This is a genomic window from Streptomyces sp. B6B3, from assembly GCF_039871525.1.
Classification (GTDB): Bacteria; Actinomycetota; Actinomycetes; order Streptomycetales; family Streptomycetaceae; genus Streptomyces.
On sequence record NZ_JBDPLU010000002.1, the window covers coordinates 552,578 to 577,382 of the forward strand.

The 24,805-nt window shown below is 74.1% G+C and carries 18 protein-coding genes, 1 tRNA gene and 1 riboswitch; of the genes, 4 read left to right on the forward strand and 15 right to left on the reverse strand.

The features are described from left to right. Positions 1-2 precede the first annotated feature (2 nt). The 10 genes from ABGB06_RS06725 to ABGB06_RS06770 all read right to left on the reverse strand — a co-directional run bounded on the left by ABGB06_RS06725 (position 3) and on the right by ABGB06_RS06770 (position 12,258). Positions 3-1,415, reverse strand: coding sequence for a class I SAM-dependent methyltransferase (locus tag ABGB06_RS06725; protein WP_347586222.1), 1,413 nt, complete (start codon positions 1,413-1,415; stop codon positions 3-5). A 189-nt stretch (positions 1,416-1,604) separates the two neighbouring features. Next, complete coding sequence (locus ABGB06_RS06730; protein ID WP_347586224.1) at positions 1,605-3,029, reverse strand: NAD(P)/FAD-dependent oxidoreductase; 1,425 nt, start codon at positions 3,027-3,029, stop codon at positions 1,605-1,607. Positions 3,030-3,271: 242 nt separating this feature from the next. Then, positions 3,272-4,264, reverse strand: a complete 993-nt coding sequence (locus tag ABGB06_RS06735) for a Ppx/GppA phosphatase family protein (RefSeq protein WP_347586225.1) — start codon at positions 4,262-4,264, stop codon at positions 3,272-3,274. Next, entirely contained in the window at positions 4,261-4,839 is a 579-nt protein-coding gene (locus ABGB06_RS06740) for a DUF501 domain-containing protein (RefSeq protein WP_347586227.1), read from the reverse strand. The genes ABGB06_RS06735 and ABGB06_RS06740 overlap by 4 nt, the downstream gene beginning before the upstream one ends. A gap of 67 nt (positions 4,840-4,906) precedes the next feature. After that, entirely contained in the window at positions 4,907-5,470 is a 564-nt protein-coding gene (locus tag ABGB06_RS06745) for a septum formation initiator family protein (RefSeq protein WP_347586229.1), read from the reverse strand. A 174-nt stretch (positions 5,471-5,644) separates the two neighbouring features. Then, positions 5,645-6,925: a phosphopyruvate hydratase gene (gene eno, locus ABGB06_RS06750; RefSeq protein WP_347586231.1), complete on the reverse strand. Its 1,281-nt coding sequence runs from the start codon at positions 6,923-6,925 to the stop codon at positions 5,645-5,647. Positions 6,926-7,134: 209 nt separating this feature from the next. Beyond that, complete coding sequence (locus ABGB06_RS06755; protein ID WP_347586232.1) at positions 7,135-7,749, reverse strand: transglycosylase family protein; 615 nt, start codon at positions 7,747-7,749, stop codon at positions 7,135-7,137. A 3-nt stretch (positions 7,750-7,752) separates the two neighbouring features. Next, positions 7,753-7,915: riboswitch (cyclic di-AMP (ydaO/yuaA leader) on the reverse strand. 313 nt (positions 7,916-8,228) lie between these two features. Beyond that, positions 8,229-9,467 carry a transglycosylase family protein gene (locus ABGB06_RS06760; protein WP_347586234.1) on the reverse strand — a complete coding sequence of 413 codons (1,239 nt, stop codon included), beginning with the start codon at positions 9,465-9,467 and terminating at the stop codon, positions 8,229-8,231. Positions 9,468-9,596: 129 nt separating this feature from the next. Continuing rightward, entirely contained in the window at positions 9,597-10,841 is a 1,245-nt protein-coding gene (locus ABGB06_RS06765) for a cytochrome P450 (RefSeq protein ID WP_347586236.1), read from the reverse strand. After that, the gene (locus ABGB06_RS06770) at positions 10,834-12,258 is read right to left on the reverse strand and encodes a histidine kinase (protein ID WP_347586238.1); all 1,425 of its coding nucleotides are present in this window, start codon (positions 12,256-12,258) and stop codon (positions 10,834-10,836) included. The genes ABGB06_RS06765 and ABGB06_RS06770 overlap by 8 nt, the downstream gene beginning before the upstream one ends. Positions 12,259-12,416: 158 nt before the next feature. On the opposite strand from ABGB06_RS06770, the gene ABGB06_RS06775 reads away from it, so the two are divergent. Continuing rightward, positions 12,417-12,488: transfer RNA gene (locus tag ABGB06_RS06775), tRNA-Gln, on the forward strand. A gap of 59 nt (positions 12,489-12,547) precedes the next feature. Here ABGB06_RS06775 and ABGB06_RS06780 read toward each other — a convergent pair. From ABGB06_RS06780 to ABGB06_RS06790, 3 genes are all read right to left on the reverse strand, one after another. Beyond that, positions 12,548-13,807 (reverse strand): serine/threonine-protein kinase, encoded by a 1,260-nt coding sequence (locus tag ABGB06_RS06780; protein ID WP_347586240.1) that lies wholly within the window; start codon positions 13,805-13,807, stop codon positions 12,548-12,550. After that, positions 13,804-14,424 carry a hypothetical protein gene (locus ABGB06_RS06785; protein WP_347586242.1) on the reverse strand — a complete coding sequence of 207 codons (621 nt, stop codon included), beginning with the start codon at positions 14,422-14,424 and terminating at the stop codon, positions 13,804-13,806. The genes ABGB06_RS06780 and ABGB06_RS06785 overlap by 4 nt, the downstream gene beginning before the upstream one ends. A gap of 72 nt (positions 14,425-14,496) precedes the next feature. Then, the gene (locus ABGB06_RS06790; protein WP_347586244.1) at positions 14,497-16,413 is read right to left on the reverse strand and encodes an N-6 DNA methylase; all 1,917 of its coding nucleotides are present in this window, start codon (positions 16,411-16,413) and stop codon (positions 14,497-14,499) included. A gap of 181 nt (positions 16,414-16,594) precedes the next feature. Between ABGB06_RS06790 and ABGB06_RS06795 the strand changes: the two genes are divergently transcribed. From ABGB06_RS06795 to ABGB06_RS06805, 3 genes are all read left to right on the forward strand, one after another. After that, entirely contained in the window at positions 16,595-17,269 is a 675-nt protein-coding gene (locus ABGB06_RS06795; RefSeq protein ID WP_347586246.1) for a hypothetical protein, read from the forward strand. A gap of 49 nt (positions 17,270-17,318) precedes the next feature. After that, complete coding sequence (locus tag ABGB06_RS06800) at positions 17,319-17,906, forward strand: hypothetical protein (RefSeq protein WP_347586248.1); 588 nt, start codon at positions 17,319-17,321, stop codon at positions 17,904-17,906. A gap of 131 nt (positions 17,907-18,037) precedes the next feature. Then, positions 18,038-19,822, forward strand: a complete 1,785-nt coding sequence (locus tag ABGB06_RS06805) for a protein kinase (RefSeq protein WP_347586250.1) — start codon at positions 18,038-18,040, stop codon at positions 19,820-19,822. A 24-nt stretch (positions 19,823-19,846) separates the two neighbouring features. On the opposite strand, the gene mfd is transcribed toward ABGB06_RS06805, so the two are convergent. After that, positions 19,847-23,500, reverse strand: coding sequence for a transcription-repair coupling factor (gene mfd, locus ABGB06_RS06810; RefSeq protein WP_347586252.1), 3,654 nt, complete (start codon positions 23,498-23,500; stop codon positions 19,847-19,849). Positions 23,501-23,860: 360 nt separating this feature from the next. Further along, positions 23,861-24,793, reverse strand: coding sequence for a zinc-binding dehydrogenase (locus ABGB06_RS06815; RefSeq protein ID WP_347586254.1), 933 nt, complete (start codon positions 24,791-24,793; stop codon positions 23,861-23,863). Positions 24,794-24,805: the final 12 nt, after the last annotated feature.

Here is a 24,805-nt window from a genome sequence, read left to right on the forward strand (position 1 = left end):
GTCTAGTCCCTGGTCCCGGCCTGGTCCAGGCCCTGGTCCTCCAGGGACGGGGACGGCGTGGGCACCGGCTCGGTCCAGGCGCGGGGGCGCAGTGGCAGCCCGGAGCGGCCGGTGACGGTCGGGGTGCGGACCGCCAGGATCTGGTTGACCCCGATCCGGCCACGTTCGAACGCCAACGCCGAGGCCGCCATGTACAGCCGCCAGACCCGGGCCCGACCCGGGCTGGTCATCCTGACCGCCTCGGGCCAGCCGGCCTCCAGGTTCCGCACCCACTGCCGGAGCGTCAGGGCGTAGTGCTCGCGCAGCGACTCCATGTCCCGCACCTCGAAGCCGGCCTGTTCCAGCTGCGCCACGGTCCGGCCGACCGGCGCCAGTTCCCCGTCGGGGAAGACGTAGGCGTCGATGAACGGGTCGATCCGGTAGGCGCGCTCGCGGGGTTCGGGGCGGCGGGCGATCTGGTGGTTGAGCAGCCGCCCGCCCTCCCGCAGCAGGCCGAACAGCCGGTCCGCGTACTCCTGGTAGCGGGCCGCGCCGACGTGCTCGGCCATGCCGACGGAGGCGATGGCGTCGTACGGCCCGTCGTCGGTCTCGCGGTAGTCCTGGACCCGGATCTCCACCCGGTCGGCGAGGCCGTCCTCGGCCAGCCGCCGGCGGGCGTGGGCGGCCTGCTCGGCGGAGAGCGTGATGCCCACCGCGGTGACGCCGTAGTGCCGGGCCGCGTGCCGCACCAGGGCGCCCCAGCCGCAGCCGACGTCGAGCAGCCGCTGCCCCTCGCGCAGCGCCAGCTTGCGGCAGATCAGGTCGAGCTTGGCACGTTGTGCCTCCTCCAGGGAGGCGTCCGCGGCGTCCGGATCCCAGACCGCGCACGAGTAGACCATGGAGGGCCCGAGCACCAGCGCGTAGAAGTCGTTGCCGACGTCGTAGTGGTGGCTGATCGCCTGCCGGTCGCGGCCGGGCGAGTGCACCGCGCCGGCGCGCCGGCGCACCTCCTCGGGCGGGGGCGGCGGCGGCACGGCCACCGCGGGCCCGGCGAGGCGCACCAGCTCCCGCAACGCGGCGAGCCGACCACGGGCGACCGAGCCGACCGTCCGCTCCTGGACGGCCGGCGCGGAGGCGTCCGGCGCGGTGGCGGGCCGCTGGCCGCGATCCCAGACCAGCCCGGCGATGCCGTCGAGCGCGGCGTAGAGGTCGCCCTCGACGTCGAGTTCGCCGGCCACCCAGGCGCGCGCGAGGCCGAGTTCGCCGGGCCGGAAGAGCATGCGCCGCAACGCCCGTCGGTGCCGCACCGCGATCACCGGGCCCTCCGGCGGCCCCGACTCGCTGCCGTCCCAGGCCCGCAGGCGAACGGGGAGGGGTGAGCCGAGAAGCTGCTCGGCAAGCGCGGCGAGGCGCGGAGCGACGGGGACGGCGTGCATGCGAGGACACCTCCGGCGACGAGGCGGGACTGGGCGACGGCCCGGGACCCGGCGGCGGCCGGGGTCGAACCAACCCTGGCACCATCGGGCCCCGTGGGCACGCCACGTGTCCGCGAAACGCCCCGCCGGCCCTCCGCATTCCGCCGAAGGGGGCCAACGGGACGTGTCGGCGTCCGTCGGCCGAGGCGGTCAGCCCGCCTTGGCCGGCTCCCGCTCGGCGGAACGCTCCGCCTCGGCGGTCCGCCGCGGCGTCGGCTCGGGCGCCGGGAGCGGGGCCGGGCCCGGCCGGGCGGCCGCGGAGAACTCCTCGCGCGGGCGCTCCATGGCCCCGAGCGAGACGACCTCGCGCTTGAGGAAGAGGCCCAGCGTCCAGTCGGCGAACACCCGGATCTTGCGGTTCCAGGTCGGCACCGCCATGCCGTGGTAGCCGCGGTGCAGGTACCAGCCGATCCGGCCGTGGAAGCGGAGTGTCAGCCGGCCGAACTTCACCATGGCGACGCCCTTGTGCAGGCCGAGTCCGGCCACCGCGCCCTTGCTCGCGTGCCGGTACTCGTGCTGCGGGAAGCCGCGCAGGTGGGCGATCACGTTGTCGCCCAGCAGCCTGGCCTGGCGCAGCGCGTGCTGTGCGTTCGGCGGGCACCAGGCGCCGTCCTCGCCGGCCGCGCGGGCGGCCAGGTCAGGGATCTGGGCGTTGTCGCCCGCGGACCAGATGTGCCCCGTGCCGGCGACCTGGAGGGTGGGCTCGGTCTCCACGTGCCCCCTGGGGCCGAGCGGCAGGCCGTACCGGGCCAGCACCGGGTGGGGCTTGACGCCCGCGGTCCACACGATGGTGCCGGAGTCGAACTCCACGCCGTTGCTCAGCTCCACGTGTCCGTCCACGCAGGACTTCAGCGAGGTCTTCAGGTGCACCTCGACGCCGCGCTTCTCCAGGTGTTCCAGGCCCCACTCGCCGAGCTTCGGGCCCACCTCGGGAAGGATCCGGTCGGCGAGGTCGACGAGCACGAAGCGCATGTCCTCGCGCTTCAGGCTCGGGTAGTACCTGGCGGCGTCGCGGGCCATGTCCTCGACCTCGCCGATGGTCTCGGCGCCGGCGAAGCCGCCGCCGACGAAGGCGAAGGTGAGGGCCTTGCGGCGGACGTCGGCGTCCGTCGTGGAGTCGGCCTTGTCGAGCTGCTCCAGCACGTGGTTGCGGAGGCCGATGGCCTCCTCCACGCCCTTCATCCCGATGCCCTGCTCGGCGAGGCCGGGGATGGGGAAGGTGCGGGAGACGGCGCCGAGGGCGACGATCAGGTAGTCGAAGGGAACCTCGTAGGGCGCGCCGACCAGTGGGGCCACGGTGGCCACCCTGCGGTCCTGGTCGATGGTGGTCACGCGGCCGGTGAGGACCTCGGCCTTGGGCAGGACCCGACGAAGCGGCACCACGACGTGCCGGGGGGAGATGCTGCCTGCTGCGGCCTCGGGGAGGAAGGGCTGGTACGTCATGTACGAGCGCGGGTCAACGACGGTGACCGTCGCCTCTCCGTACCTCATCTTCTTCAGGATGCGGCGGGCGGCGTACAGACCGACGTAACCGCCACCCACGACAAGAATTCGGGGACGCTCCGTGGTGCTCATACGTCCAGTATCGCCCCGAAGAAGGCCGCCCGCGGAGGACCTCGTGAGCGCCTTCACAAGCTTCGGCGAACATGTGTTAAACTCCCGGCCCTTCGCCGGCCGCCCGCGAGGGCCGGGACAACGTCGCAGGTCGGCACCGGTACGAACGGCCCGCCGGGACCGAATCCGACCCGATTCGCCCGCTCAGAGTCGCGATCGCGACGCCTCGGCGGCACTGAGTGCCGCCGAGCATGTGAAAAACTTCACGAGGTGCGCGCCGCGCTGAGCAGGATGCCGTCCAGGATGTCGTGCTCGCTGACGACCACCTCGGCGGCGCCGGTCCGCTCCATGGCCCGGAGCAGCACCAGCGCGCCCGCGCCGATCACGTCCACCCGACCCGGATGCATCACCGGGATCGCCGCCCGCTCGGCGTGGGTGGCGGTCAGCAGCCGTTCGGTGATCTCCCTGACCCGCTCGACCGGGAGCCGGGAGTGGTGGATGGCGTCCGAGTCGTAGCCGGGCAGGTCGAGGGCGATGGCCGCGACCGTGGTGACCGAGCCGGCGAGGCCGACCAGCGTGTGCGTCTCGGTCAACGGCACCCGCTCGGCGGCGAGGTCGAGCCCGGCGTCGATGTCCGCCGTCATCGCGGCGATCAACTCGGCCGACGGCGGGTCGGCCAGCTGCCCGTCGCGCAGCAGGTGCCGCTCGGTGAGCCGGACGCAGCCCATGTCCACGCTGCGCGAGGCGCGGACGTCGGCCCGGAGCCCGGCCGCGGGCACGTCGATGTCGCCGAGCACGAACTCGGTGGAGCCGCCCCCGATGTCCAGCACCAGGTAGGGCGGGGTGAAACCGGGCCGCCCCGCCAGCTCGCCGGCGGCGCCGACGAAGGACAGCGTGGCCTCCTCCTCGCCGGTGATCACCTCGGGCGGCACGCCGAGCACCTCCCGGACGCCGTCCACGAAGACGTCCCGGTTCTCCGCGTCGCGGGAGGCCGAGGTGGCGACGAAGCGGATCCGATCGGTCGGCACGCCGTGCGCCCGGACGGTCGCCGCGTACTCCGTGCACGCGGCGAGGGTGCGCTCCAGCGCCTCGGGCGCGAGGCGTCCGGTGCGGTCCACGCCCTGGCCGAGCCGGACGATCTCCATCCGGCGCTCCAGGTCCGTGATCCGCCCCGAGGCCGGGTCGACGTCGCCGATCAGCAGTCGGATGGAGTTGGTGCCGCAGTCGATGGCGGCGCCCCGCACCTGGTCGGTCACGCGCGCTCTCCGTTCTCTCCGAGGTCCGGGTCGGTTGGCGGAGCCGTGGCCGGGTCCGGGTCCGGGTCCGGGGCCTCGCCGGCCTCCTGATGTGCCGCGACGCACGGGCCCTTGCGCCACCATTCGGGCAGCAGGGACACGGTCTCGTCCCCCAGCGGGTTGACGCCGGGACCGACGGCCAGGGAGTGCGCCGCCAGCGCGTGCAGGCACTTGACGCGCTCGGGCATGCCGCCCGCGCTCGGGAAGCCCGGCAGCACCTCGACGGCGTCGCGGCGCGCCACGTAGTCCTCGTGGGCGGCGCGGTACTCGGCGCTCAGCTCGGGGTCGGCGGCCAGCCGGGCGGTCATCTCACGCATCAGACCGCTGGACTCCAGCGTGCCGATGGCGGACGCGGCGCGCGGGCAGCTCAGGTAGTAGAACGTGGGGAACGGCGTGCCGTCGGGCAGCCGCGGCGCCGTCTCCACCACGTCGGGGTTGCCGCAGGGGCAGCGGTGCGCCACCGCGCGCATCCCGCGCGGCTGGCGGCCGAGCTGGGCCGCGACGGCGGCCCGGTCGGCGGGGGTCGGGGCTTCCATGGGGTGGTGGTTCACGCCCTGTTCTCGGTCGGGGTCGGTGCGGACGGCTCCGCGCCGGACCGCGCTGTCAGCGCGCCTGGTCCGCCCGGTCGATGCCGTCCCAGAGATTGTCGTACCACGGGCGCTCGGTGGCGTCCTCGGCCGCCTCATCCTCGGCGTCCCGGCCCTCGGCCTCCGCGGCGTCCGCACCGTCGTCGGAGTCGGCACCGTCGTCCGCGCCGCCGCTCTGGTCCCCGTTCTCCCCGCCGTCCCCCTCGGGCAGCAGGTAGCCGGTCTCGCCCGGCAGCACGTAGTTCAGATGCTCGCGCGCCTCGCGCCGCACGTGGGCCGGGTCCTGCCAGCGGGCCTTCTCGTCCCGCAGCTCCGCCACCCGCTCCCTGGCCTCGTCCGCCTCCCGCTGCTGCGCCGCGATGTCCGCGCGCTGCGCGATGTACTCGCGCAGCGGATAGGCCAGGGCGACGACCAGCGCGCAGAGGACGAGCGCCAGCAGCGCGGCCCGGCTGGTCAGCCGGGTGCGGCGCGGCGGGCGGCGCAGCCGGCGGTTCTGGGCGCGGTAGACCCGGGCGGCGGCCTGCTCGCCGAGCGCCCGCAGGCGCGTGGCGGTGCTGAAGCGCTCCCGCTGTGCGGCCATGTCTCCTCCCTGAGCCTTGGCCCGAGCCTAGCCGGGGGCCGGCGCCGAATCCCGTCTTCGCGAGGGCGGGTTGCGAGGGCGGATTGCGAGGTCGGGGCGTCGGGCCGGGTCGCGCCCACCCGATCCGCCCAGGGAACGGCGTGAGGCGACCCGGCGAACGGCCGATCCGGCGCGTCAGCCCTTGAACCGCGGGAAGGCGGTCCGGCCGGCGTAGACGGCGGCGTCGTCGAGGATCTCCTCGATGCGCATCAGCTGGTTGTACTTGGCGACCCGCTCGGAACGGGCCGGCGCGCCGGTCTTGATCTGGCCGCAGTTGGTGGCGACGGCCAGGTCGGCGATCGTCACGTCCTCGGTCTCGCCGGAGCGGTGGGACATCATGCAGGTGAAGCCGTTGCGCTGGGCCAGCTCGACCGCGTCCAGGGTCTCGGTCAGCGAGCCGATCTGGTTCACCTTCACCAGCAGCGAGTTGGCGGCGGCCGAGTCGATGCCGCGCTGCAGCCGCTCGGGGTTGGTCACGAAGAGGTCGTCGCCGACGATCTGCACCTTCGCGCCGAGCTGCGCGGTCAGCGCCTGCCAGCCGTCCCAGTCCTCCTCGCTCAGCGGGTCCTCGATCGAGACCAGCGGGTACGCCGCGACCAGCTCCGCGTAGTAGGCGGTCATCTCCTCGGCGGTGCGCGACTTCCCCTCGAAGGAGTAGGCGCCGTCCTGGTAGAACTCGGTGGCCGCGGTGTCCAGGGCCAGCGCGATGTCCTGGCCCGGGGTGTAGCCGGCCTTCTGGATGGCCTCGACGATCAGGTCGAGCGCGTCCCGGTTGGACTCCAGGTTCGGCGCGAAGCCGCCCTCGTCGCCCAGCCCGGTGCCCAGGCCGCGCTTCTTCAGCACGGACTTGAGGGTGTGGTAGGTCTCCGCGCCCCAACGCACCGCCTCGGAGAACGACTCGGCGCCGATCGGAGCGATCATGAACTCCTGGATGTCCACGTTGGAGTCGGCGTGCGCGCCGCCGTTCAGGATGTTCATCATCGGCACCGGGAGCAGATGCGCGTTCGGGCCGCCGAGGTAGCGGAAGAGCGGCAGGTCGCGGGACTCGGCGGCGGCGTGCGCGACGGCGAGGGAGACGCCCAGGATGGCGTTCGCGCCGAGCGCCGACTTGTCGGCGGTCGCGTCGAGGTCGAACATCGCCTGGTCGATCAGCCGCTGTTCGGTGGCGTCGTAGCCGACGAGCTCGGGGCCGATCTGCTCGCTGACCGCGAGCACCGCCTTCTCCACGCCCTTGCCCTGGTACCTGCTGCCATCGCCGTCGCGCAGCTCCAGCGCCTCGAAGGCTCCGGTGGAGGCGCCCGAGGGCACCGCCGCGCGACCGGTGCTGTGGTCGTCGAGGTGAACCTCGACCTCGACCGTCGGATTGCCTCGCGAGTCGAGGATCTCCCGGGCTACGACGACGTCGATGGAGGACACAGGGGTCTCCTTTTTGTGTCAGATGATGTCTCACGGCCGGCTTCAGCCCTGAAGAGCCTAGCCGCCCGCGGAACCGCCTTCGGCCCCGAGTCCGCCGCGGGACGGTCTTTTTGTTTAAAAGCGGAAGAAAACCCGGTGCGGGACGCGTGAACGCCCACACCGGGTTCCTCCGGCCGGCTCGCGCCGGCCTGCCAGCCCTGTGGTGAGGATTACAGGGACAGCTCCTGACCGGGGTAGATCAGGTTGGGGTCGCCGCCGATGACGGACTCGTTGGCCGAGTAGACGTCCTCCCAGCTGACGCCGTGCGCGTTGGCGATCGCGGAGAGCGTGTCGCCTTCGACCACGGTGTAGGTGGAGCCGCCCTGCGCGGAGCGCTGCTCCGGCTCGGGAGCCGGCGCCGGCTCCTCGGTGGCGGTGCCGCTCGGGTCCACCTCGGCCGCCGGGCCGTCGGCGGTGAGGCCCGCCTGCGGTCCGCAGACCGGCCAGGCGCCCGGACCCTGCATGCCGAGCAGGACCTCGGCGGTGGCGATCTGCTGGTCCTTGGTGGCCAGGTCGGCGCGGGAGGCGTACTGCGTGCCGCCGGCCGCCTCCCAGGAGGACTGGGTGAACTGCAGGCCGCCGTAGAAACCGTTGCCGGTGTTGATGGCCCAGTCGCCGCCCGACTCACACTGGGCAACGGCGTCCCAGGTGTCGACGGAGGCGGCCTCGGCGCTGGTGGCGCCCAGGAGCGGGATGGCGACGGCTACGCCGGTGACACCGGCCGCCGCGGCGATCCGGGTCGGCTTGGACGGACGACGATGACGACCCTTGCCGGAAAAGAGCATGACGTTCCTTCTCACCGACGCCTACGAGGTGAGCTGTCGGGTTCGGGCCGGTGAGTGGCCCGGCCGGGACGGAAGGACGGTTGATCCGTCCGCCGCCGGCTTCACCCCAAGCCGCCCGGTCGGTGGTCCGACCGACACGGCATCCACGGTCCGGCGTTCGGTGCTGCTGACCGCCGGTTCATGGCCGGGTCCCCCGCTCCTGCCTGCGGTGTGACGCGTACTGGTGGCTCCCGGGCCGCGGCAGGATTCGGCGTTGCGGCCCTCGGCACCCGACGAAAGCCGAGCGCTGGGACACTAAACACAGGGCAACTAACGATTCAAGAACGATCAAGATCGCTCATTCGGGGCGACTTGACTGAGAGCAGGCGCATCGGCGCAGGTGAGCGGCGATCGGGACACTGCGGATCAGTCGGACACTCCCAAAACGGGAGAGATGATCGTCACACCAAATCAGGGCAGGAAACGGGTCATGGCGGGAGCTAGTTGCCCGTAACGGTCAAGTCCAGCTCCTGACCCGGAAATATCCTGTCCGGATCGTCGCCTATGAGGGACTTGTTCGCCTGGTACAGGGCGGACCAGCCACCGGGGACCCCGAGGTCGTCGGCTATGGAGCACAGCGAGTCGCCGCTGCGCACGTCGTAGCGGTCGACGTCGTTGGGTCGCAAGCCGCTTTCCGCGGGGTCCGGGTCGCCACGGTGGCGGCCGGTCGGGGTGTGCCCCGTGCCCCCGGCGCTCCCGGCGCCTTCGGCTCCGGAGTCCTCCGCGGTGCCGTCCTGGGCGGCGGAGCCGCCCGACGCGTCGGCGTCGGCCTCGGAGGAGTCGGAGCCCTCTCCCTCGGCGGCGGAGCCGCCGGAGGCGTCGCTCCCGGAGTCGGAGGCGCCGGAGCCGTTCTCCGAGCCCGGGGAGCCGTTCTCGGCGGCCGAGCCGTCGCCCGAGGCGCCGTCGTCGGCGTCGGAGCCGCCCTCGGACTCGTCGGAGGCGCCGTCGTCGGCGCCAGCGCCGCTCTCGGCACCGGAGGCGCCGTCGTCGGCGGCCGAGCCGTCGTCCGAGGCGCCGGAGCCGTCCTCGGCGGCGTCAGATCCGCCGGAGGCGTCGCTCCCGGAGTCGGAGCCGTCCTGTGAGTCCGAGGAGCCGTTCCCGGAGTCCGAGCCGTCGTCCTCGCCGTCGGAACCGTCCGCGGAGCCCGAGGCGCCGTCGTCGGCCTCGGAGCCGTTCTCCGAGCCGTCCGAGCCGTTCCCGTCGCCGGAGGCGCCCGCGTCGTCCTCGGAACCGCCGGAGGCATCCGTGTCCGTCGGGGGAACGCCCAGCTCGGGGTTCTCGTCGCGGTACTCGCCCCAGAGGCCGGAGAGCAGCGCGCAGCCGGGGAAGCCGTCCAGTCCCTGGTCGGCGAGTATCCGCTCGGCCACGGTGATCTGCTGGGCCCGGCTGGCCAGGTCGGGACGGTCGGCGAACTCGAGACCGCCGTAGTCCTCCCACATGCCCAGGGTGAGCTGGAACCCGCCGTAGTACCCGTTGCCGCTGTTGGCGCTCCACACGCCGCCGCTCTCGCATTCGGCCGTGCGATCCCAGGCCCCGTCGCTGATCGCCTGGGCCGAGCCGGCCCCGAGCAGCGGCAGTGCCAGCCCCGCGCCGGTCACCCCGAAGGCGACGAGGAGGGCGGGCGCCTGCTTGGGGCGCCGGTGACGACCATTTCCGGAGAGCATCTGACGGCCTCTCATGCGACGAACATGGATCACGACAGCGAACACCGATGCGAAAAGCATCGCGTTGCGGGCAGACGCTAACCCGCCGCATCGACGATCACAAGCCGATCCCGCACAGATCACATGAGGATCACACTACTGACGCTACGTCATCCGAGCTGGTGCGAATTCCACGGGCAGTGATCGAAGTCCACGCATGATCAGACCCCCACGCCACCGCAGATCGTCTGGATCCACAGCAAGCCGGACATCTGGCAGCCTGCGTAGCAACGTCCCGATCGCAACCCGGCCCTCCAGTCGCGCCAGCGGCGCGCCCAGGCAGTAGTGGATGCCGTGGCCGTACCCCAGATGCGGGTTGTCCCGCCGGCCGAGGTCCAACAGGTCGGGCGCCTCGAACCTGGCCGGATCCCGATCCGCGGCGGCCAGCACCACCAGCACCGGATCGCCGCGTTCGACGCGCTGCCCGCCGAGGGTCAGCGGCTCCACCGCGAACCGCCAGGTGGCCACCTCAACCGGACCGTCGTAGCGCAGCAACTCCTCCAGGCCCGAGGCCACGAGCGCCTCGTCCCCGGTCGTCAACGCCTCGCGCATTCTGGCGAGTTCTCGCGGGTTGCGGAGCAACGCCAGCATGCCGTTGCCGATCAGGTTGACCGTGGTCTCGAAACCGGCGAAGAGGAGGATGAAGGCCATCGAGGCGGCCTCCTCCTCGGTCAGCTGCTCGCCGTGGTCGGAGGCCCTGATCAGACCGGAGATCAGGTCCTCGCCCAGCTCTCCGGTCACCCGCTTACGGTGGATCAGGTCGCCGAGGTAGGCCCGCATCCGCTTCACCGAACGGCCCACCGCGCCACGCCGGCCCGCGCCGTGCAGCATCATCCCGGCCCAGCGCCGGAAGTCGTCCTGGTCCTCGCCCGGCACCCCCAGCAGGTCGCAGATGGCGTACACCGGCAGCGGGAAGGCGAACTCCTCGATCAGATCGGCCGAGCCGCGCGTCGCGAAGCCGTCGGCCAGCCGCCCGGCGAGCTCCCGGACGCGCGGTTCGAACGCGGCCACCCGGCGCGGCGTGAACGCCTTCGACACGAGCCGGCGCAGCCGGGTGTGGTCCGGCGGGTCGATGTTCAACAGGTGCGTCATCACGTTCGCGCTGCGCTCCCCCGGGATGCCCACCCGTCCCAGCTGGTGCGCCGCCGGGGAGTGTCGCTGCGGGTTCTTGCTCAGCCGCGCGTCCGCGAGCGCCCGGCGCGCGTCGTCGTAGCGGGTGACGAGCCACGCCGCCATGCCGCTCGGCAGTCGCGTCTTGTGCACCGGCGCGTGTTCCCTGAGCCAGGCGTACGCCGGGTAGGGATCCGCCGAGAACTCCCACCCGAACAGCTCGGGCGCGCGGCTATCCACCGGCGGGCTGTCCACCCGTGGCCCTCCGTCGCCGGGCGGGTATCACCGCCGAGACCCGGAAACCGCCCCCGTCCACCGGGCCCGAGACGAATCCGCCGCCCAACGCCAGCACCCGCTCCCGCATGCCCACCAGCCCGTTCCCCCCGCTGGGCAGTCCGGTCGCGCCGCCCGGCGCGCCGTCCGGGCGCTCGTTCTGCACCAGCACCGCGACCTCGCCGTCCCGGTGCGCCAGCCGCACCCGGGCCGCGGCGCCCGCCGCGTGCTTGTGCACGTTCGTCAGTGCCTCCTGGACCACCCGGTAGGCCGTCGCCTCCACCTGGTCCGGATAGTCGCGCACCTCGCCCTCCACGCTGAGCTCCACCGCCATGCCGGCCGCCCGGGACTGGTCGACGAGCGCGGCGAGCTCGCTCAGGCAGGGGCCGTCGCGCCGGCCGTCCCGCTGGCCGTCCCGCTGGCGCGGCACCGTGCTCCGGCCGGCGCTGGCGGTCGCCGCGATCTCCACCAGCCGGGTGGGCGCGTCGGCCGTCCCCGAGGACCCGGGCCCGGGGGGTGCCTCCACGCGGGCCGGGCCCGCGCCGTCCGGTCCCTCGGCGCGCGGCTCGCCGGCCCGCAGCACGCCCAGCATGGTGCGCAGCTCGGTCAGCGCCTGCCGACCCATGTCGCCGATCAGCGCGGCGTTCCGCGACGCCTTCTCCGGATCCTTCCTGGCCACCGCCTGCAGCGCCGCCGCGTGCACCACCATCAGGCTGACCCGGTGCGCCACCACGTCGTGCATCTCCCTGGCGATGCGCCGGCGCTCCTCGCCGCGCGCCCAGTGCGCCCGCTCCTCGGCGTGGTCGGCCAGCAGCGCGAGCTCCCGCTCCAGGCCGTCCGCGCGGTCACGCAGCGACTCGACCAGCCGCCGCCGGGCGCGCACGTACTTGCCGAGCAGCACCGGGGGCACCACGGTGGCCACCCCGAAGAGCACCGAGACCAGCGGCGTGAACCACACCGGCATCGGCTGTTCCCGCAGGCCGGCGTCCGAGTCCAGCACCAGGTAGGTGACGATGACGGTGCCGACGCCCTCCATGCCGGCGAGCGCGGCGATCACCCGCCGCGGCGCGTCGGTGGTGCACAGCGTGTACAGGCCGACGAGCGCCAGCAGGCCGCCCATCTGCGCGGGCAGCACCGCGATCGCCAGCATCACCACGGCCAGCGGCCACTGCCGCCGAGCGATCATGGTGAGCCCGACCAGCACCCCCAGCGGCACCACCAGGCCGACCGGCAGCCCGGCCCGGTTCGCGAACCCCACGCCCATCGCGCCACACTCCGCCGCGGACAGCAGCGCGAGCACCGCGTCCAGCGCGACGCCGCGCCGCCGGGTCCACCACAGCAGCGCGTACCCCCGCCCCTCCAGGGCCGCCCCCGACGCACTCATAACGACCAGCCTAAGGGCGTGGTCCACTCCTTTTCATGGGGGTGGACCACCCTCGTGGCCGCCGTGAACCAATGCCGTCGCACCGTCGGTTGGTGGGCTGGCATAGTGTGGGAACGTATCGGCGAGTCAGACGGGTGACCGGCTCGACCGGCCGGCGATCCCCCGTGGTGTAATTGGCAGCACATGAGGTTTTGGTCCTTAGTGTCCAGGTTCGAGTCCTGGCGGGGGAGCCTCTCTCTTCCTTATCCGCTTTCTTCTCCGGCCCTCCTCCGGGCCGCCCCGGGGCGCATCAGGCGCCCGCCATGCCCAGCTGCCGCAGGCACAGCTGCTCGTCGGCCCGCAGCTGGGCCACCAGCGGGTCGTAGGGGCCCCGCTCCGCCGCGTACTCCTGGGTCAGCCGCTGGATCTCCGGCAGCGCGCGGGCGTACTGGCGGGTGTCGAGCAGCGTGGCCGCGTACTGCTTGCGCAGCGTGCGGACGATCGGTGACGCCTCGCCGTAGCGGGCGGCGGCCAGCGGGAGCGTGTGGCTGAGCAGCTCGGCGACCTGAGGGTACTGGCCGAGCGCCAGCAGGCGCCGCACCTCCTCCAGCACCCCCGGCAGGTCGGGCTCGGGCGACCGGGCCGGCGGCCAGGGCGCCAACGGGTGGCGGAACGGGCGGGTGGGGTCGAGCGGGGTGGGCGGCGCCGCCGCGCCGGGCTGCGGCAGCAGCGGGCCGAGGGCGGCGAAGACCTGGTGCGCGTCGCCGGGGCGGCCCACCGGGTCCTTGGCGAGCAGCCCGTGGATCAGCGCGGCCAGCTCGCGCGGCGCGTCCGGGCGGAGCCGGTCCACCGGCTCGGCGGTCTCGTGCAGCTTCTTGTAGAGCAGCCCCGCGGCGTTGGGCGCGGTGAACGGCGGCCGGCCGGCGAGCAGCTCGTAGCCGATGGCGCCCAGCGCGTACAGATCGGCCGGCGGGCCCACCGGCGGGCCGCCGACCGCCTGCTCGGGCGCCATGTACACGGGGGTGCCGAGCAGCGTGCCGGTGCGGGTCAGCCGGGTGTCCTCGCCGTCGCCGCGCACGGCGGCGATGCCGAGGTCGAGGATGGTGACCCGGCCGTCGGGGCGGACCATGATGTTGCCGGGCTTGAGGTCGCGGTGCACCACGCCCACCGCGTGCACCGCGGCCAGCGCGGAGGCCAGCTGGGCCAGCACGGCGACCGCCCACGGCCAGGGGTACGGCTCCTGTTCGGCCAGATGGTCGCCGAGGTCGCTGCCCTCCACCAGCTGCATGACGAGGTAGAGCTCCTCGCCCTGCCGGCCGGCGTCGTGCACGGCGACCAGGCCCGGGTGGTCGATGCGGGCGGTGATCCGGCATTCGCGCAGGAAGCGGCGGCGCAGGTCCTCCGGATCGGCGGTGCCGGAGAGCGACGCGAGCCGGTCGGCGTGCAGCAGCTTGACGGCGATCCGCCGGCCGCCGAGCGCGGCGTCCTGACCGGCCCAGACCTCGCCCATGCCGCCCTTGCCCAGGGGTTCGGTGAGCTGGTAGCGGCCGGCGATCAGGCGGCCGGTCATCGACCCTCCTGGCGACGCAGGTACTCACCGAGCTCGTCGAGCTCGGAGGCGACCTGGCGCATCCGGGGGTAGTCGGGGGCCGTCGGGACGGCGGGCGCGGGGGCCGCGGGGGGACCGAAGCCGGGGGCGGCCGGGCCCGGGGCGAACGGGGTCCCCGCCGGGGGCGCGGGCGGGACGACAGGCGGAGCGGCGGGCGGAACGGTGAGGGGAACGGTGAGCAGGCCGGCGGGCGGGGACGGCTGGGCCGGGACCGCGCGGGGGAAGCGGTCGGCGCGCACCGCGTGGATGACGGCGCCCACCATGTAGGAGAGGAAGAGGAAGCCCACCATGGCGCTGTAGGGATCGGCGTCGTCGGAGCCCTGCTCGGCGCCCTCCCCTCCCCCGGGGTCCGTGGGGACGTACCAGACGAGCAACAGCAGCCCGAAGGTCAGCATCACGTAGAGCCCGAAGTACGCCCAGTCCCGGTTCCGCTTCCTGATCAGGGCGATGCGCAGCGGCGGCACCCAGGCGAGCAGGCAGAGCGACCAGACGGGAAAGGAGGCGAAGAGCCACCGCACCGTGAGCGCCTTGGCACCGGGGCGGTCGGGCGGCGCCGCCGGTGGCGGCGGACCGTACATCGGTCAGTGCCCCCCTCGGTAACCCGTTCGATACGTGGCGAGAGGTGAGGATGATATCCGGGTTTCGGGGCGTCAGTCGCCGGGGGGGAGCGTGCCCTCGGTGAGGCTGTCCACGGTGCCCTGGACGAGCTGCCGACCCAGGTCGGCGGCGGCGCGCAGGGACGCCTCGAAGGCCGCCAGGTCACGGAACCGGCGGCCGTAGCGCCGCTGGGTCTCCAACGGCATCCTGGGCACCTTGAGGCGACGCACGTCGACCCGGGTGGCGCTGGACGCGTAGCTGCTGGCCTGCCGGGTGTTGGCGGTGCCGCGCAGGAAGCCGGCGAGGAACCACGGGTCGAGGGCCTCCGGATCGGGACGCAATAGGCAGATGTGCCGGGCCAGCACGGCGGCGTCCGGGGCGTCCGCCCGCTCCCCTTCCTGTTCTTGTCCCTGTTCCGGTTCTCCGGTCACCACGCGGGCGACCGCCCCAACGTCGTCGGCGAGCAACGGCACCAGCACGTCGCCGGGGCGGGGGGAGGGGAGCTCGGCCGCGGCGGCGCCGGCGGCCGCCGTGGTCAGGTGGAGCTCCAACGCTCCGGTCCGCGCCAGCTCGGCGACGGTGACCGTGGACCAGCGGGGTCCGGGCCCGGGGCTCGCGGGATCGACCACCGGCGCCAGGTCGTGCGTGCGGCGCAGGGTGTCGCGGAGGTCCGCCTGGACGGCGGCGAGCGCGGTGGTGCCGGTGGCCTCGGCGGGCGGCGGCAGATGGCGGGCCGGCGCCAGGTCCACCTCGTCGTCGAGCAGGTCGATCACCGCCAGCGCCCGGCGCACGCCGGGGCGTTCGGCCACGTCGCCGTCCCGCTGGAAGGCGGTCCAGGCATCGAGGACGGTGCGGCGCAGGGCGGGCCACTCGATCCTCCCCCCACCACCCCGCCCCCGGGCCCGGTGCGCGGCGGCGGTGTCGACCACCAGCAGCCGCGGGTCGGGCGCCGGCGTGCCGTCGGGTCGGCGGAGCACCCACAGGTGCAGCGGCAGGCTGTGCGGCGGGGCGGCGCCGGCGGGCAGGGTCAGCACGGCGCGCAGCGCGCCGCGCCGCAGCAGCGCGGCGCGCACCCGGCGGCCGGTGCGGCGCGAGGCGGCCGCCGGCGGCATCAGCAGCACGGCGGTGCCGCCGGGGCGGAGCCGGGCCAGGGCGTGCTGCACCCAGGCGAGCTCGGACTCGGTGCGGGCCGGCAGGCCGTACTCCCAGCGCGGGTCGTAGGCGAGCTGCTCGTGGCCCCAGTGGCGTTCGTTGAACGGCGGATGGCACAGCACGACGTCGGCGGCGAGGCCGGGGAAGGCGTCGGCGAGCAGCGTGTCGCCGGCCCGGACCTGGACGGCCGCGGCGCCGCGCAGCGCCAGCCGCAGGCCGGCGAGGCGGGCCAGTGCCGGATCGGACTCCTGGCCGTGCAGTTCGGCGGGCGGCGCGCCCTCGGGCTGCGGCCCGCGGGCGGCGGCGAGCAGGGTGCCGGGGCCGCAGGCCGGGTCGAGCACGGAGTCGCCCGGGCCGGCGAGCGCGGCCATCAGCTCGGCCGTCTCGGGCGGCGTGAGGGCGAGCTGGCGGCCGGCGGCGTCGAGATGGCGGCCGAGCAGGAAGTCGAAGGCGGCGGCGGGGCCGATGTCGGCGGCGAGCGCGGCCGCGGCGCGGTCCAGCGGGTCGGCCGTTTCGGGCGCCAGGTCGCCGCGGTCCAGCAGCTGCTCGCCGACCCGGGCGAGGGCGTCGGCGGGCCCGGCGGCGTGCGACTCGACCAGCTGCCAGAGGCGCTCCCGCGCCGGCACCTCGGCGACCTTGCCCTGCTCGCGCAGCCAGCGCTCGACCTCGGCGAGCGCGAAGGTCGGGCTGGTCTCGGTGCCGCCGACGGGGCGCGGGAAGTGCTCGTACCGGCGGCGCCAGTTGCTGACGGCGGCCCGGCCGACCCCGGCGAGCCGGGCGATTCCGGCGGCGGTCACCTCGCTGTTCTCCCCGGGCACGGGCGCTCTCCCCTCGATCTACGTGTAGCCGACCCTAACCGGTCTTCTCGTTCCTACCCATACACAGCGACCTAATCACAGACAGCAGAAGTCTTGTTGACTCAGTTCACAGGCTGTGCTCTGATTAACCGTGCCGATTCGACCGAGTCGGCGTGACAACCCCGGAGGGGGACACCCCGTCATGACGACCGACGAGTTCCAGTTCCACGGCTCGACGCGGCCACCAGCCCGTGGCCGGATGCTGGCCGTGGTGGGGATCGCCTCGGCGGCCCTGGCCCTGGGCGGCCTCACCGGCTGCGGCTCCGACGACGAGCCGACCACGGTGGGGGCGCCTCCCGGGCCCTCAGGGCCCGGGGGAGAGTCGCAGGGCGAGTCGGCGGGGGACGCCGGCGAGGACGGCACCGGCGGCGAGGCGGGTGAGGACACGGCCGACGACGCGGGCTCGGGCGACGTGGAGATCCCCGAGGGCCACTTCGCGGTGGGCGAGACCGCCGTCTACGACAACGGCCTGGAACTCACCCTCTCCGCCGCCGAGCCCTACCAGCCCAGCGACTACGCCGTCGGCGCGGTCGAGGGCAACGACGCCTACGCGTTCACGCTGACCGTCGCCAACAGCGGCGACGCCGTGGTGGACGCGGACTGGCTGCTGCTCACCGCCTACCACCCGGACGGCCAGGAGGCCGGACAGATCTTCGACGACGCCGTCGGCGAGGGCTTCCTGACCGGCCTGAACCCGGGCGAGACCGCGAGCGCCGACTACGCGTTCTCCGCCCTGCCCGGCACCGCCACCCTCGACATCCATGTCGAGCAGACCCTCGAGTTCGCCGACCCCGCGATCTGGACCGTCGGCCTCTGACCGCGCACGCCCACCCACCCACGTCCACCATCGACAAGGAGAACCGCTCGTGAGCTCCCCAACTCCGGCCGCCTGGAACCAGCAGCCCGCCGGTCACCGCGCCGGCCACCCCGCGCCCTCGGGACACCCGGAGCCGCCGCGGAAGCGTCCCGGCGCGCTGCTGGCGCTGCTGGCCACCGGCCTGCTCACCGTGCTGGCCAGCGTCATCGGCTCCGTCGTCGTCTTCACCGGCGGCGAGGACCTCGCCAAGAGCAACCTCGAGGAGATACTCGGCGTCGAGACGCTCGGCGAGGTCGACGCCTTCACCCAGATCCTCGTCGACGAGCACCGCGACACGCTCCTCGCGCGGGCCGGGCTCGTCCTGTTCTGCGCCGCGCTGCTGCTCCTGTGGACCCTGCTGGCGCACCGCGGCGCCACCTGGGCCCGCGTGCTGACCACCATCTTCGCCGCGTTCGCGCTGCTGTCCCACCTCATGCACCTCGGCGGCGACGAGCCCAGCCCCGGCTCCGTGACCCTCTTCAGCTACGTCGCGATCGTCGGCTGCGTCGCCGTCATCGTCTGCTGCTGGCTGCCGGCCACCAACGCCTACGCCCGGGCCCGCAAGGCCGCCAAGCTGGCGGGTCGCGCCCACCCCTGAGCCCGGGTCACCGTGTGGGCTCGGAACCGGCCATCGTCGGATACCGTCTCGTACGAGGTCGGGGCGCGTCGGACGGCGGCGCCCGTCGAGCCCACACGGTGCACACCGGAAGTCGGGAAGGATCCAGGGGGATGAAGGCGCTCGGTCCGCAGGACCCACAGTCGATAGGCGAGTACCGACTGGTGGGCAGGCTCGGTGAGGGGGGCATGGGCCAGGTGTACGTGGCGCGTTCCTCCCGGGGCCGCACCGTCGCCCTCAAGCTGGTGCTCCCCGAGCTCGCCCGGCAGCCCGAGTTCCGGCAGCGCTTCCGCAACGAGGTGGACGCGGCCCGCCGGATCGGCGGCGAGTGGACCGCCCCGGTGCTCGACGCCGACCTGGAGGCCGAGACCCCCTGGGTGGCCACCGGCTACGTCGCGGGCCCGTCCCTCCACGAGGTGGTGGCGGGCGGCCACGGCCCGCTGCCCGAGCGGTCCGTGATCGCCCTCGCCAACGGCCTGGCCCGCGCCCTGCACGACATCCACGGCGCCCACCTCATCCACCGCGACCTCAAGCCGTCGAACGTGCTGGTCACCATCGACGGGCCGCGGGTCATCGACTTCGGCATCGCCCGCGCGGCGGGAGACGGCTCCAGCGCCCTCACCCGCACCGGATCCGTGGTGGGCTCGCCCGGGTTCATGTCCCCCGAGCAGTGCCGGGGCGAACAGCTCACCCCCGCCTCCGACGTCTTCTGCCTCGGCTCGGTGCTGGCGTTCGCCGCGACCGGACGGTCCCCGTTCGGCGACCAGGACAGCGCGATGCACGTGCTGATGCTGCGGATCATCCAGGACGAGAAGGACCTCAGCGGCCTGTCCGACCGGCTGCGCGGCCTGATCTCCGCCTGCCTCGCCCCCGACCCGGCGGCCCGCCCGGCCCTCGCGGAGCTGCTGAAGCACACCTCCGACGGTGACCTGTGGCAGTACGGCCGGGACGGCAGCCCGTTCGGCAAGCAGGGCGTCGACCCGTGGCTGCCCGCGGGTCTCATCGCCGGCCTCGGCCGGCAGGCCGTCGGGCTGCTGGACTCGGAGTCGCCCCACGCGGGACCGGCGCCGGCCAGCGGGAGCTTCGGAGCCCCGTCGCCGTACACCCCGACCTCGCTGGCCCAGCCCACGCCGACCGGCTACGCGCCGACCTCCGTGGCACCCCCGACGCCGACCGGTTACGCGCCGACGTCGGTGGCCGCGCCGCAGGGCACGGCGTACGCCCCGACCCAGTTCGGCGGGCCACCGCAGGCGCCGCCGGGACCCGGGCCCGCCAGCGGCCCGACCACGGGCAACCCCACCGGGCCCTACCCGCCGGCCAACGCCCGGCGTTCGAACCAGCCGTGGCTCATCGCCGCGGGCGCCGCCGCCCTCGTGCTGGTGCTCGTGGTCATCTTCAGCATGTCGGGCGGCGGCGAGGAGGGCGGTGGCACGGCGAGCGACGGCGAGACCCCCGCGGTGCTCAACGACGCCTACGAGGAGGGCGAGCCCGAGGGCAGCGCCTACTACTTCAGTCAGGGTGACACGGTCGAGTTCAAGAGCGGCATGAAGCTGACGATCTCCGCCCTGGAACCGTTCACCCCCGACGAGACCCTCGCCGCGGAGGTCGAATCCGGCTACGAGACCTACGTGGCCACGATCACCGTGGAGGACACCCTCAACCAGGACCACGAGGTCGTCGTCGGCTTCGAGGCCCGCGAGGACAACGGCCTGGAGGCGCACCAGCTGACGAGCACCACCATGGACCTGCCCGTCAACATCATCGAGACCATCGAGGCCGGCGGCACCCTCACCGTCAACCACGCCTACAGCCTGTCGCCGGAGGCCCAGACCATCGACCTCGAGTACCACGCCGGTGGCCGGAACGACGCCGCGGTCTGGACGCTGCCGGTGCCCTGACCCGGGGCCCGGCCCCCGGCCCCGTCAGGCCCCCGGGATCGTCGTCAGGAACTCCCCGACCCAGGCCAGCAGCTCCCGCCCGGTCAGCGGCTTCCCGCCGATCCGGGCCGTCGTCGGGCGGTTCACCAGCACCTGCCGGGTCTGCCGCTTGACGACCGAGCCCGGGTAGACCCGGTTCAGCCGCAGTTCCTGCGACTCCCGCAGCTCCACCGGGGTGAACCGGATCCGGCTGCCCTGCAGCGTGATGTCCGTGACCCCGCAGGCCCGGGCCAGCATGCGCAGGCCCGCGACCAGCAGCAGGTTCTCCACCGGCTCCGGCAGCTGGCCGTACCGGTCGGTCAGCTCCTCGCGCACCGCGGCGATGTCCGCCTCCGAGTTGGCCGCCGCGATCGCCCGGTACGCCTGGAGCCGGAGCCGCTCGCCCGGCGCGTAGTCGTGCGGCACGTGCGCGTCCACCGGCAGCTCGATCTTCACCTCCAGCGGCGCCTCCTCCGGTTCGATGCCCTCCCCGGCGGCCAGCGCCGTCCGGTAGTCGGCCACCGCCTCGCCCACCATCCGCACGTACAGGTCGAAGCCGACGCCCGCGATGTGGCCCGACTGCTCGCCGCCCAGCAGGTTGCCGGCGCCGCGGATCTCCAGGTCCTTCATCGCCACGTACATGCCCGCGCCCATCTCGGTGTGCTGCGCGATGGTGGCCAGCCGCTCGTGCGCCGTCTCGGTCAGCGGCCGCTCCGGCGGGTACAGGAAGTAGGCGTAGCCGCGCTCCCTGCCCCGGCCGACCCGGCCGCGCAGCTGGTGCAGCTGCGACAGGCCGAACATGTCGCCGCGCTCGACGATCAGCGTGTTCGCGTTGGAGATGTCGATGCCGTTCTCCACGATCGTCGTGGAGACCAGCACGTCGAAGCGCTTCTCCCAGAAGTCGACCACCACCCGCTCCAGCAGCGACTCGCTCATCTGCCCGTGCGCGGTCGCGATCCGCGCCTCGGGGACGATCTGCCGGAGCCGGGCGGCGGCACGGTCGATCGACTCCACCCGGTTGTGGATGAAGAAGACCTGCCCCTCGCGCAGCAGCTCGCGCCGGATGGCCGCGCCGATCTGCCGCTCCTCGTACGGGCCGACGAACGTCAGCACCGGGTGCCGCTCCTCCGGGGGCGTGGTGATCGTCGACATCTCCCGGATGCCGGTGACCGCCATCTCCAGGGTGCGCGGGATCGGGGTGGCCGACATCGTCAGCACGTCCACGTTGGCGCGGAGCTTCTTCAGCTGTTCCTTGTGCTCCACGCCGAAGCGCTGTTCCTCGTCCACGATCACCAGGCCGAGGTCCTTGAACTTCACCTCGCCGGAGAACAGTCGGTGGGTGCCGATGACCACGTCCACCGTGCCGTCCCGCAGCCCCTCGGTGACCGCCCTGGCCTCGGCGTCGCTCTGGAACCGCGACAGCGGCCTGACGTTGACCGGGAACTGCGCGTACCGCTCGGAGAAGGTGCCGAAGTGCTGCTGCACCAGCAGCGTGGTGGGCACCAGCACGGCCACCTGCTTGCCGTCCTGCACCGCCTTGAACGCCGCGCGCACCGCGATCTCGGTCTTGCCGTAGCCGACGTCGCCGCAGATCAGCCGGTCCATCGGGACCGACTTCTCCATGTCCTCCTTGACCTCGCCGATGGTGGTGAGCTGGTCGGGGGTCTCGGCGTACGGGAACGCGTCCTCCAGCTCCCGCTGCCAGGGGGTGTCGGTGGCGAAGGAGTGCCCCGGGGCGGCCATCCGGGCCGAGTAGAGCTTGATCAGGTCGGCGGCGATCTCCTTGACCGCCTTCTTCGCGCGCGCCTTCGTCTTGGTCCAGTCGGCGCCGCCGAGCCGGTGCAGCGAGGGCGCCTCCCCGCCCACGTACCGGGTGACGAGGTCGAGCTGGTCGGTCGGCACGAACAGCCGGTCGCCCGGCTGGCCGCGCTTCGCCGGCGCGTACTCGACCAGCAGGTACTCCCGGGTGGCGCCCTGCACGGTGCGCTGCACCATCTCGATGTACCGGCCGACGCCGTGGTGCTCGTGCACGATGTAGTCGCCCGCGACCAGGGTGAGCGGGTCCAGGGTCTTCCGGCGCCGGGCCGGCATCCGGGCGCCCTCGCGGCCCGACGCCTTCTGCCCGGTCAGGTCCGTCTCGGTCAGCACCGCCAGCCGCAGCGCGGGGGCGAGGAAGCCGGTCTCGACCGCGCCGCAGGCTACGTGCACCAGGGCCGGGGAGATCGCGTCGCCCACCGCGAGGGTGCCGTCGAGCCGGGCCGCGATGCCCTCGCCGCCCAGCACCTCGACGGTGCGGGTGGCCGGGCCCTGGCCCTCGGTCAGGAACACCACGCGCCAGCCCTCGGCGAGCCAGCCCTTGGTGTCCGCGAGCGCCCGCGCGGTGTCCCCGCGGTAGCTCTCGGGCGCGCGCAGGCCCAGCCGCAGCGCGTCCGCCTCCAACTCCTCGGCGGCTCCGGCCGGCCCGGCGGCTCCCGTGGCCCCGGAGACGCCGGAGATGTCGGGGGCCGCGATGCCTCCGGTGCGGGGGGCGTCCGGATCGGTGTCGGCGGTCGCGAACGGGGACACCGACCACCACGGGACGCCCAGCTCCCGGGCGTGCTCGCGGACGTCGGCCAGGCCCCACAGCGAGGCCGCGCCCAGGTCGATGGGCGCCTCGGCGGTGTCGGCCATGGCGGCCGCCGCCCAGGACGCCTGGAGGAACTCCTGGCTCGTCGCGACGAGGTCGGCGGCCCGGGTGCGCACCCGCTCCGGATCGCAGACCACGGCCATGCTGCGGGCCGGCAGTACGTCCAGCAGCAGCTCCATGTCGTCCACCAGGGCCGGGGCCAGGGACTCCATGCCCTCGACGGCGATGCCCTCGGCGATCTTGCCGAGCAGCTCGTCGAGCTCCGGATGGTGCTCGGCGAGCTCCGCGGCGCGGCGCCGTACGTCCTCCGTGAGCAGCAGCTCGCGGCAGGGCGGCGCCCACAGGCCGTGCTCGGCGACCTCCAGGGAACGCTGGTCGGCCACCTTGAAGTAGCGGATCTCCTCGACGTCGTCGCCCCAGAACTCCACCCGCAGCGGGTGCTCCTCGGTCGGCGGGAAGACGTCCAGGATGCCGCCGCGCACCGCGAACTCGCCGCGCTTCTCGACCAGCTCGACGCGGCTGTAGGCGGCGGCGCCGAGCGCGTTGGTGATCTCCTCCAGATCGGCCGTCTGCCCGGTGCGCAGCGCCACGGGCACCAGGTCGCCCAGCCCGCGCACCTGCGGCTGCAGCACCGACCTGATCGGCGCGACGACGACCGAGACCGGCCCGGCGGTCGGGTCGTCCTCGCGCGGGTGCGCCAGCCTGCGCAGCACGGCGAGCCGGCGGCCGACCGTGTCGGCGCGCGGCGAGAGCCGCTCGTGCGGCAGCGTCTCCCACGCCGGGTACTCCACGACGCCGTCCCCGGGCAGCAGCGACCGCAGCGCGGCGGCCAGGTCCTCCGCCTCCCGTCCGGTGGCGGTGACGGCCAGCACCGGCCGGGCGGCGGCGCGGGCCAGCGCGGCCACGGCGAACGGGCGGGCGGCGGGGGGCCCGACCAGGTCGACGTGGTGCCGGTCCGCCGCCTCGGCGGCGCGGACCGCCTCGGCGAGTGCCGGGTCTTCGATGACGGCGTCGAGCAGGCCGTGCAGACTCATGAAGTTCCGTCCCGGGTGGCTGTCGGGGGTGTGGGCGAGAGGGTGGCGACGGGCACTCGGCCAACCGAGTGCAACGCGAAGCGCCCGGCACGCGCTGCGGGCCGGGGGTATCCAGGGTACGCGCCGCGATCGCGCTCGCCGCGCGCACCCGGAACGCGCGCTCCCCCACGCCGACAGGCCACGGCGCCGTCCCCGGGCGCGCGGCCGGCGGTCGCCGGTCGAGCACGCCCGCGCGAGGGCGCCAGCGGCGCCGCGAGCGCCGACGGGTCCGCCGACGGTGGCCGCCGCGTTCCGCGCCGGCGCGCGGTCGAGGTCCGGGCGCCCGGGCCTCGACCGTCGCTCCCCGGCCGGGCCGCGCCGCTAGCCGAGGTCGAGCACGGCCTTTCCGTGCAGTCGCCGGCCCATCAGCGCGTCCGTCGCCTCGGCCACCTTGTCCCAGCCGCCGTGCCAGCTGACGCCCGGCTCCAGCTCCCGGGCGGCGACCCGGTCGGCGAGCCACGCCATGTCCCGGCCGAGTCCCGCCTCGGCCGCCAGGTTGAAGGTGACGAGCGACCGCTCGTGTCGGCCGTCCAGGCCGAGGAACGCGCCGGACGGGAAGGTCTCGCCGCCGTCCGTGGCGTGGCCCACGGCCACCAGCGTGCCGCCAGAGCGCAGCGCCGCGTAACCGTCCACGCGCTGCCGGCCGCCCACCAGGTCCAGCACCCCGTCCACGGTGGTGTCACCCGCCTGGTGCGGTCCTTCCAGCACCTCGTGCGCCCCGAGCCCGGTCAGCGTCCGGCCGTACGCCTCGGGGTCGCCCGTGGTGGCGATGACGTGCGCGCCACCGATCCTGGCGAGTTGTACGGCGTACCGGCCGACGCCGCCGGTCGCCCCGGTGACCAGCACCCGCCGGCCCAGGATCGGCCCGAGCCGGTGCAACGCGCGCAACGCGGTGGTGCCGGCGGCGGGGACCGTGCTGACCGCGCCGGGGTCCGCACCGGCGGGAACCACGGCGAGGCGCTCCGTGTCGACGGCGCACAGCTCGGCCCACGCGCCGCCGTCGGCCAACGCCACCACCGGCGTGCCGACGGCCGGACCCGTGCCGTCGGCGGCGGCCCGCACCACGACACCGGCGGCGTCCAGGCCCAACACGGCGCCCTCGGGCGCACTCGGCACGAAGTACCTGATCTCGCCGTAGTTCAGCGAGGTGGCGGCGATCCGGACGACGGCCTGGTGGGGCGCGGGCTCGGGATCCGGAGCCTCACCGAGCCGCAGGCCGCCGGGGACGGAACGGTCGACGAGCAGAGCGCGCATGGTTACACCTCT

Excerpts from the sequence above, each read along its gene's own strand:
- ABGB06_RS06725 (WP_347586222.1), bottom strand. The coding sequence starts at position 1,415 with ATGCACGCCGTCCCCGTCGCTCCGCGCCTCGCCGCGCTTGCCGAGCAG.
- ABGB06_RS06730 (WP_347586224.1), bottom strand. The coding sequence starts at position 3,029 with ATGAGCACCACGGAGCGTCCCCGAATTCTTGTCGTGGGTGGCGGTTAC.
- ABGB06_RS06740 (WP_347586227.1), bottom strand. The coding sequence starts at position 4,839 with ATGGAAGCCCCGACCCCCGCCGACCGGGCCGCCGTCGCGGCCCAGCTC.
- ABGB06_RS06745 (WP_347586229.1), bottom strand. The coding sequence starts at position 5,470 with ATGGCCGCACAGCGGGAGCGCTTCAGCACCGCCACGCGCCTGCGGGCG.
- ABGB06_RS06755 (WP_347586232.1), bottom strand. The coding sequence starts at position 7,749 with ATGCTCTTTTCCGGCAAGGGTCGTCATCGTCGTCCGTCCAAGCCGACC.
- ABGB06_RS06760 (WP_347586234.1), bottom strand. The coding sequence starts at position 9,467 with ATGAGAGGCCGTCAGATGCTCTCCGGAAATGGTCGTCACCGGCGCCCC.
- ABGB06_RS06770 (WP_347586238.1), bottom strand. The coding sequence starts at position 12,258 with ATGAGTGCGTCGGGGGCGGCCCTGGAGGGGCGGGGGTACGCGCTGCTG.
- ABGB06_RS06780 (WP_347586240.1), bottom strand. The coding sequence starts at position 13,807 with ATGACCGGCCGCCTGATCGCCGGCCGCTACCAGCTCACCGAACCCCTG.
- ABGB06_RS06785 (WP_347586242.1), bottom strand. The coding sequence starts at position 14,424 with ATGTACGGTCCGCCGCCACCGGCGGCGCCGCCCGACCGCCCCGGTGCC.
- ABGB06_RS06795 (WP_347586246.1), top strand. The coding sequence starts at position 16,595 with ATGACGACCGACGAGTTCCAGTTCCACGGCTCGACGCGGCCACCAGCC.
- ABGB06_RS06805 (WP_347586250.1), top strand. The coding sequence starts at position 18,038 with ATGAAGGCGCTCGGTCCGCAGGACCCACAGTCGATAGGCGAGTACCGA.
- mfd (WP_347586252.1), bottom strand. The coding sequence starts at position 23,500 with ATGAGTCTGCACGGCCTGCTCGACGCCGTCATCGAAGACCCGGCACTC.
- ABGB06_RS06815 (WP_347586254.1), bottom strand. The coding sequence starts at position 24,793 with ATGCGCGCTCTGCTCGTCGACCGTTCCGTCCCCGGCGGCCTGCGGCTC.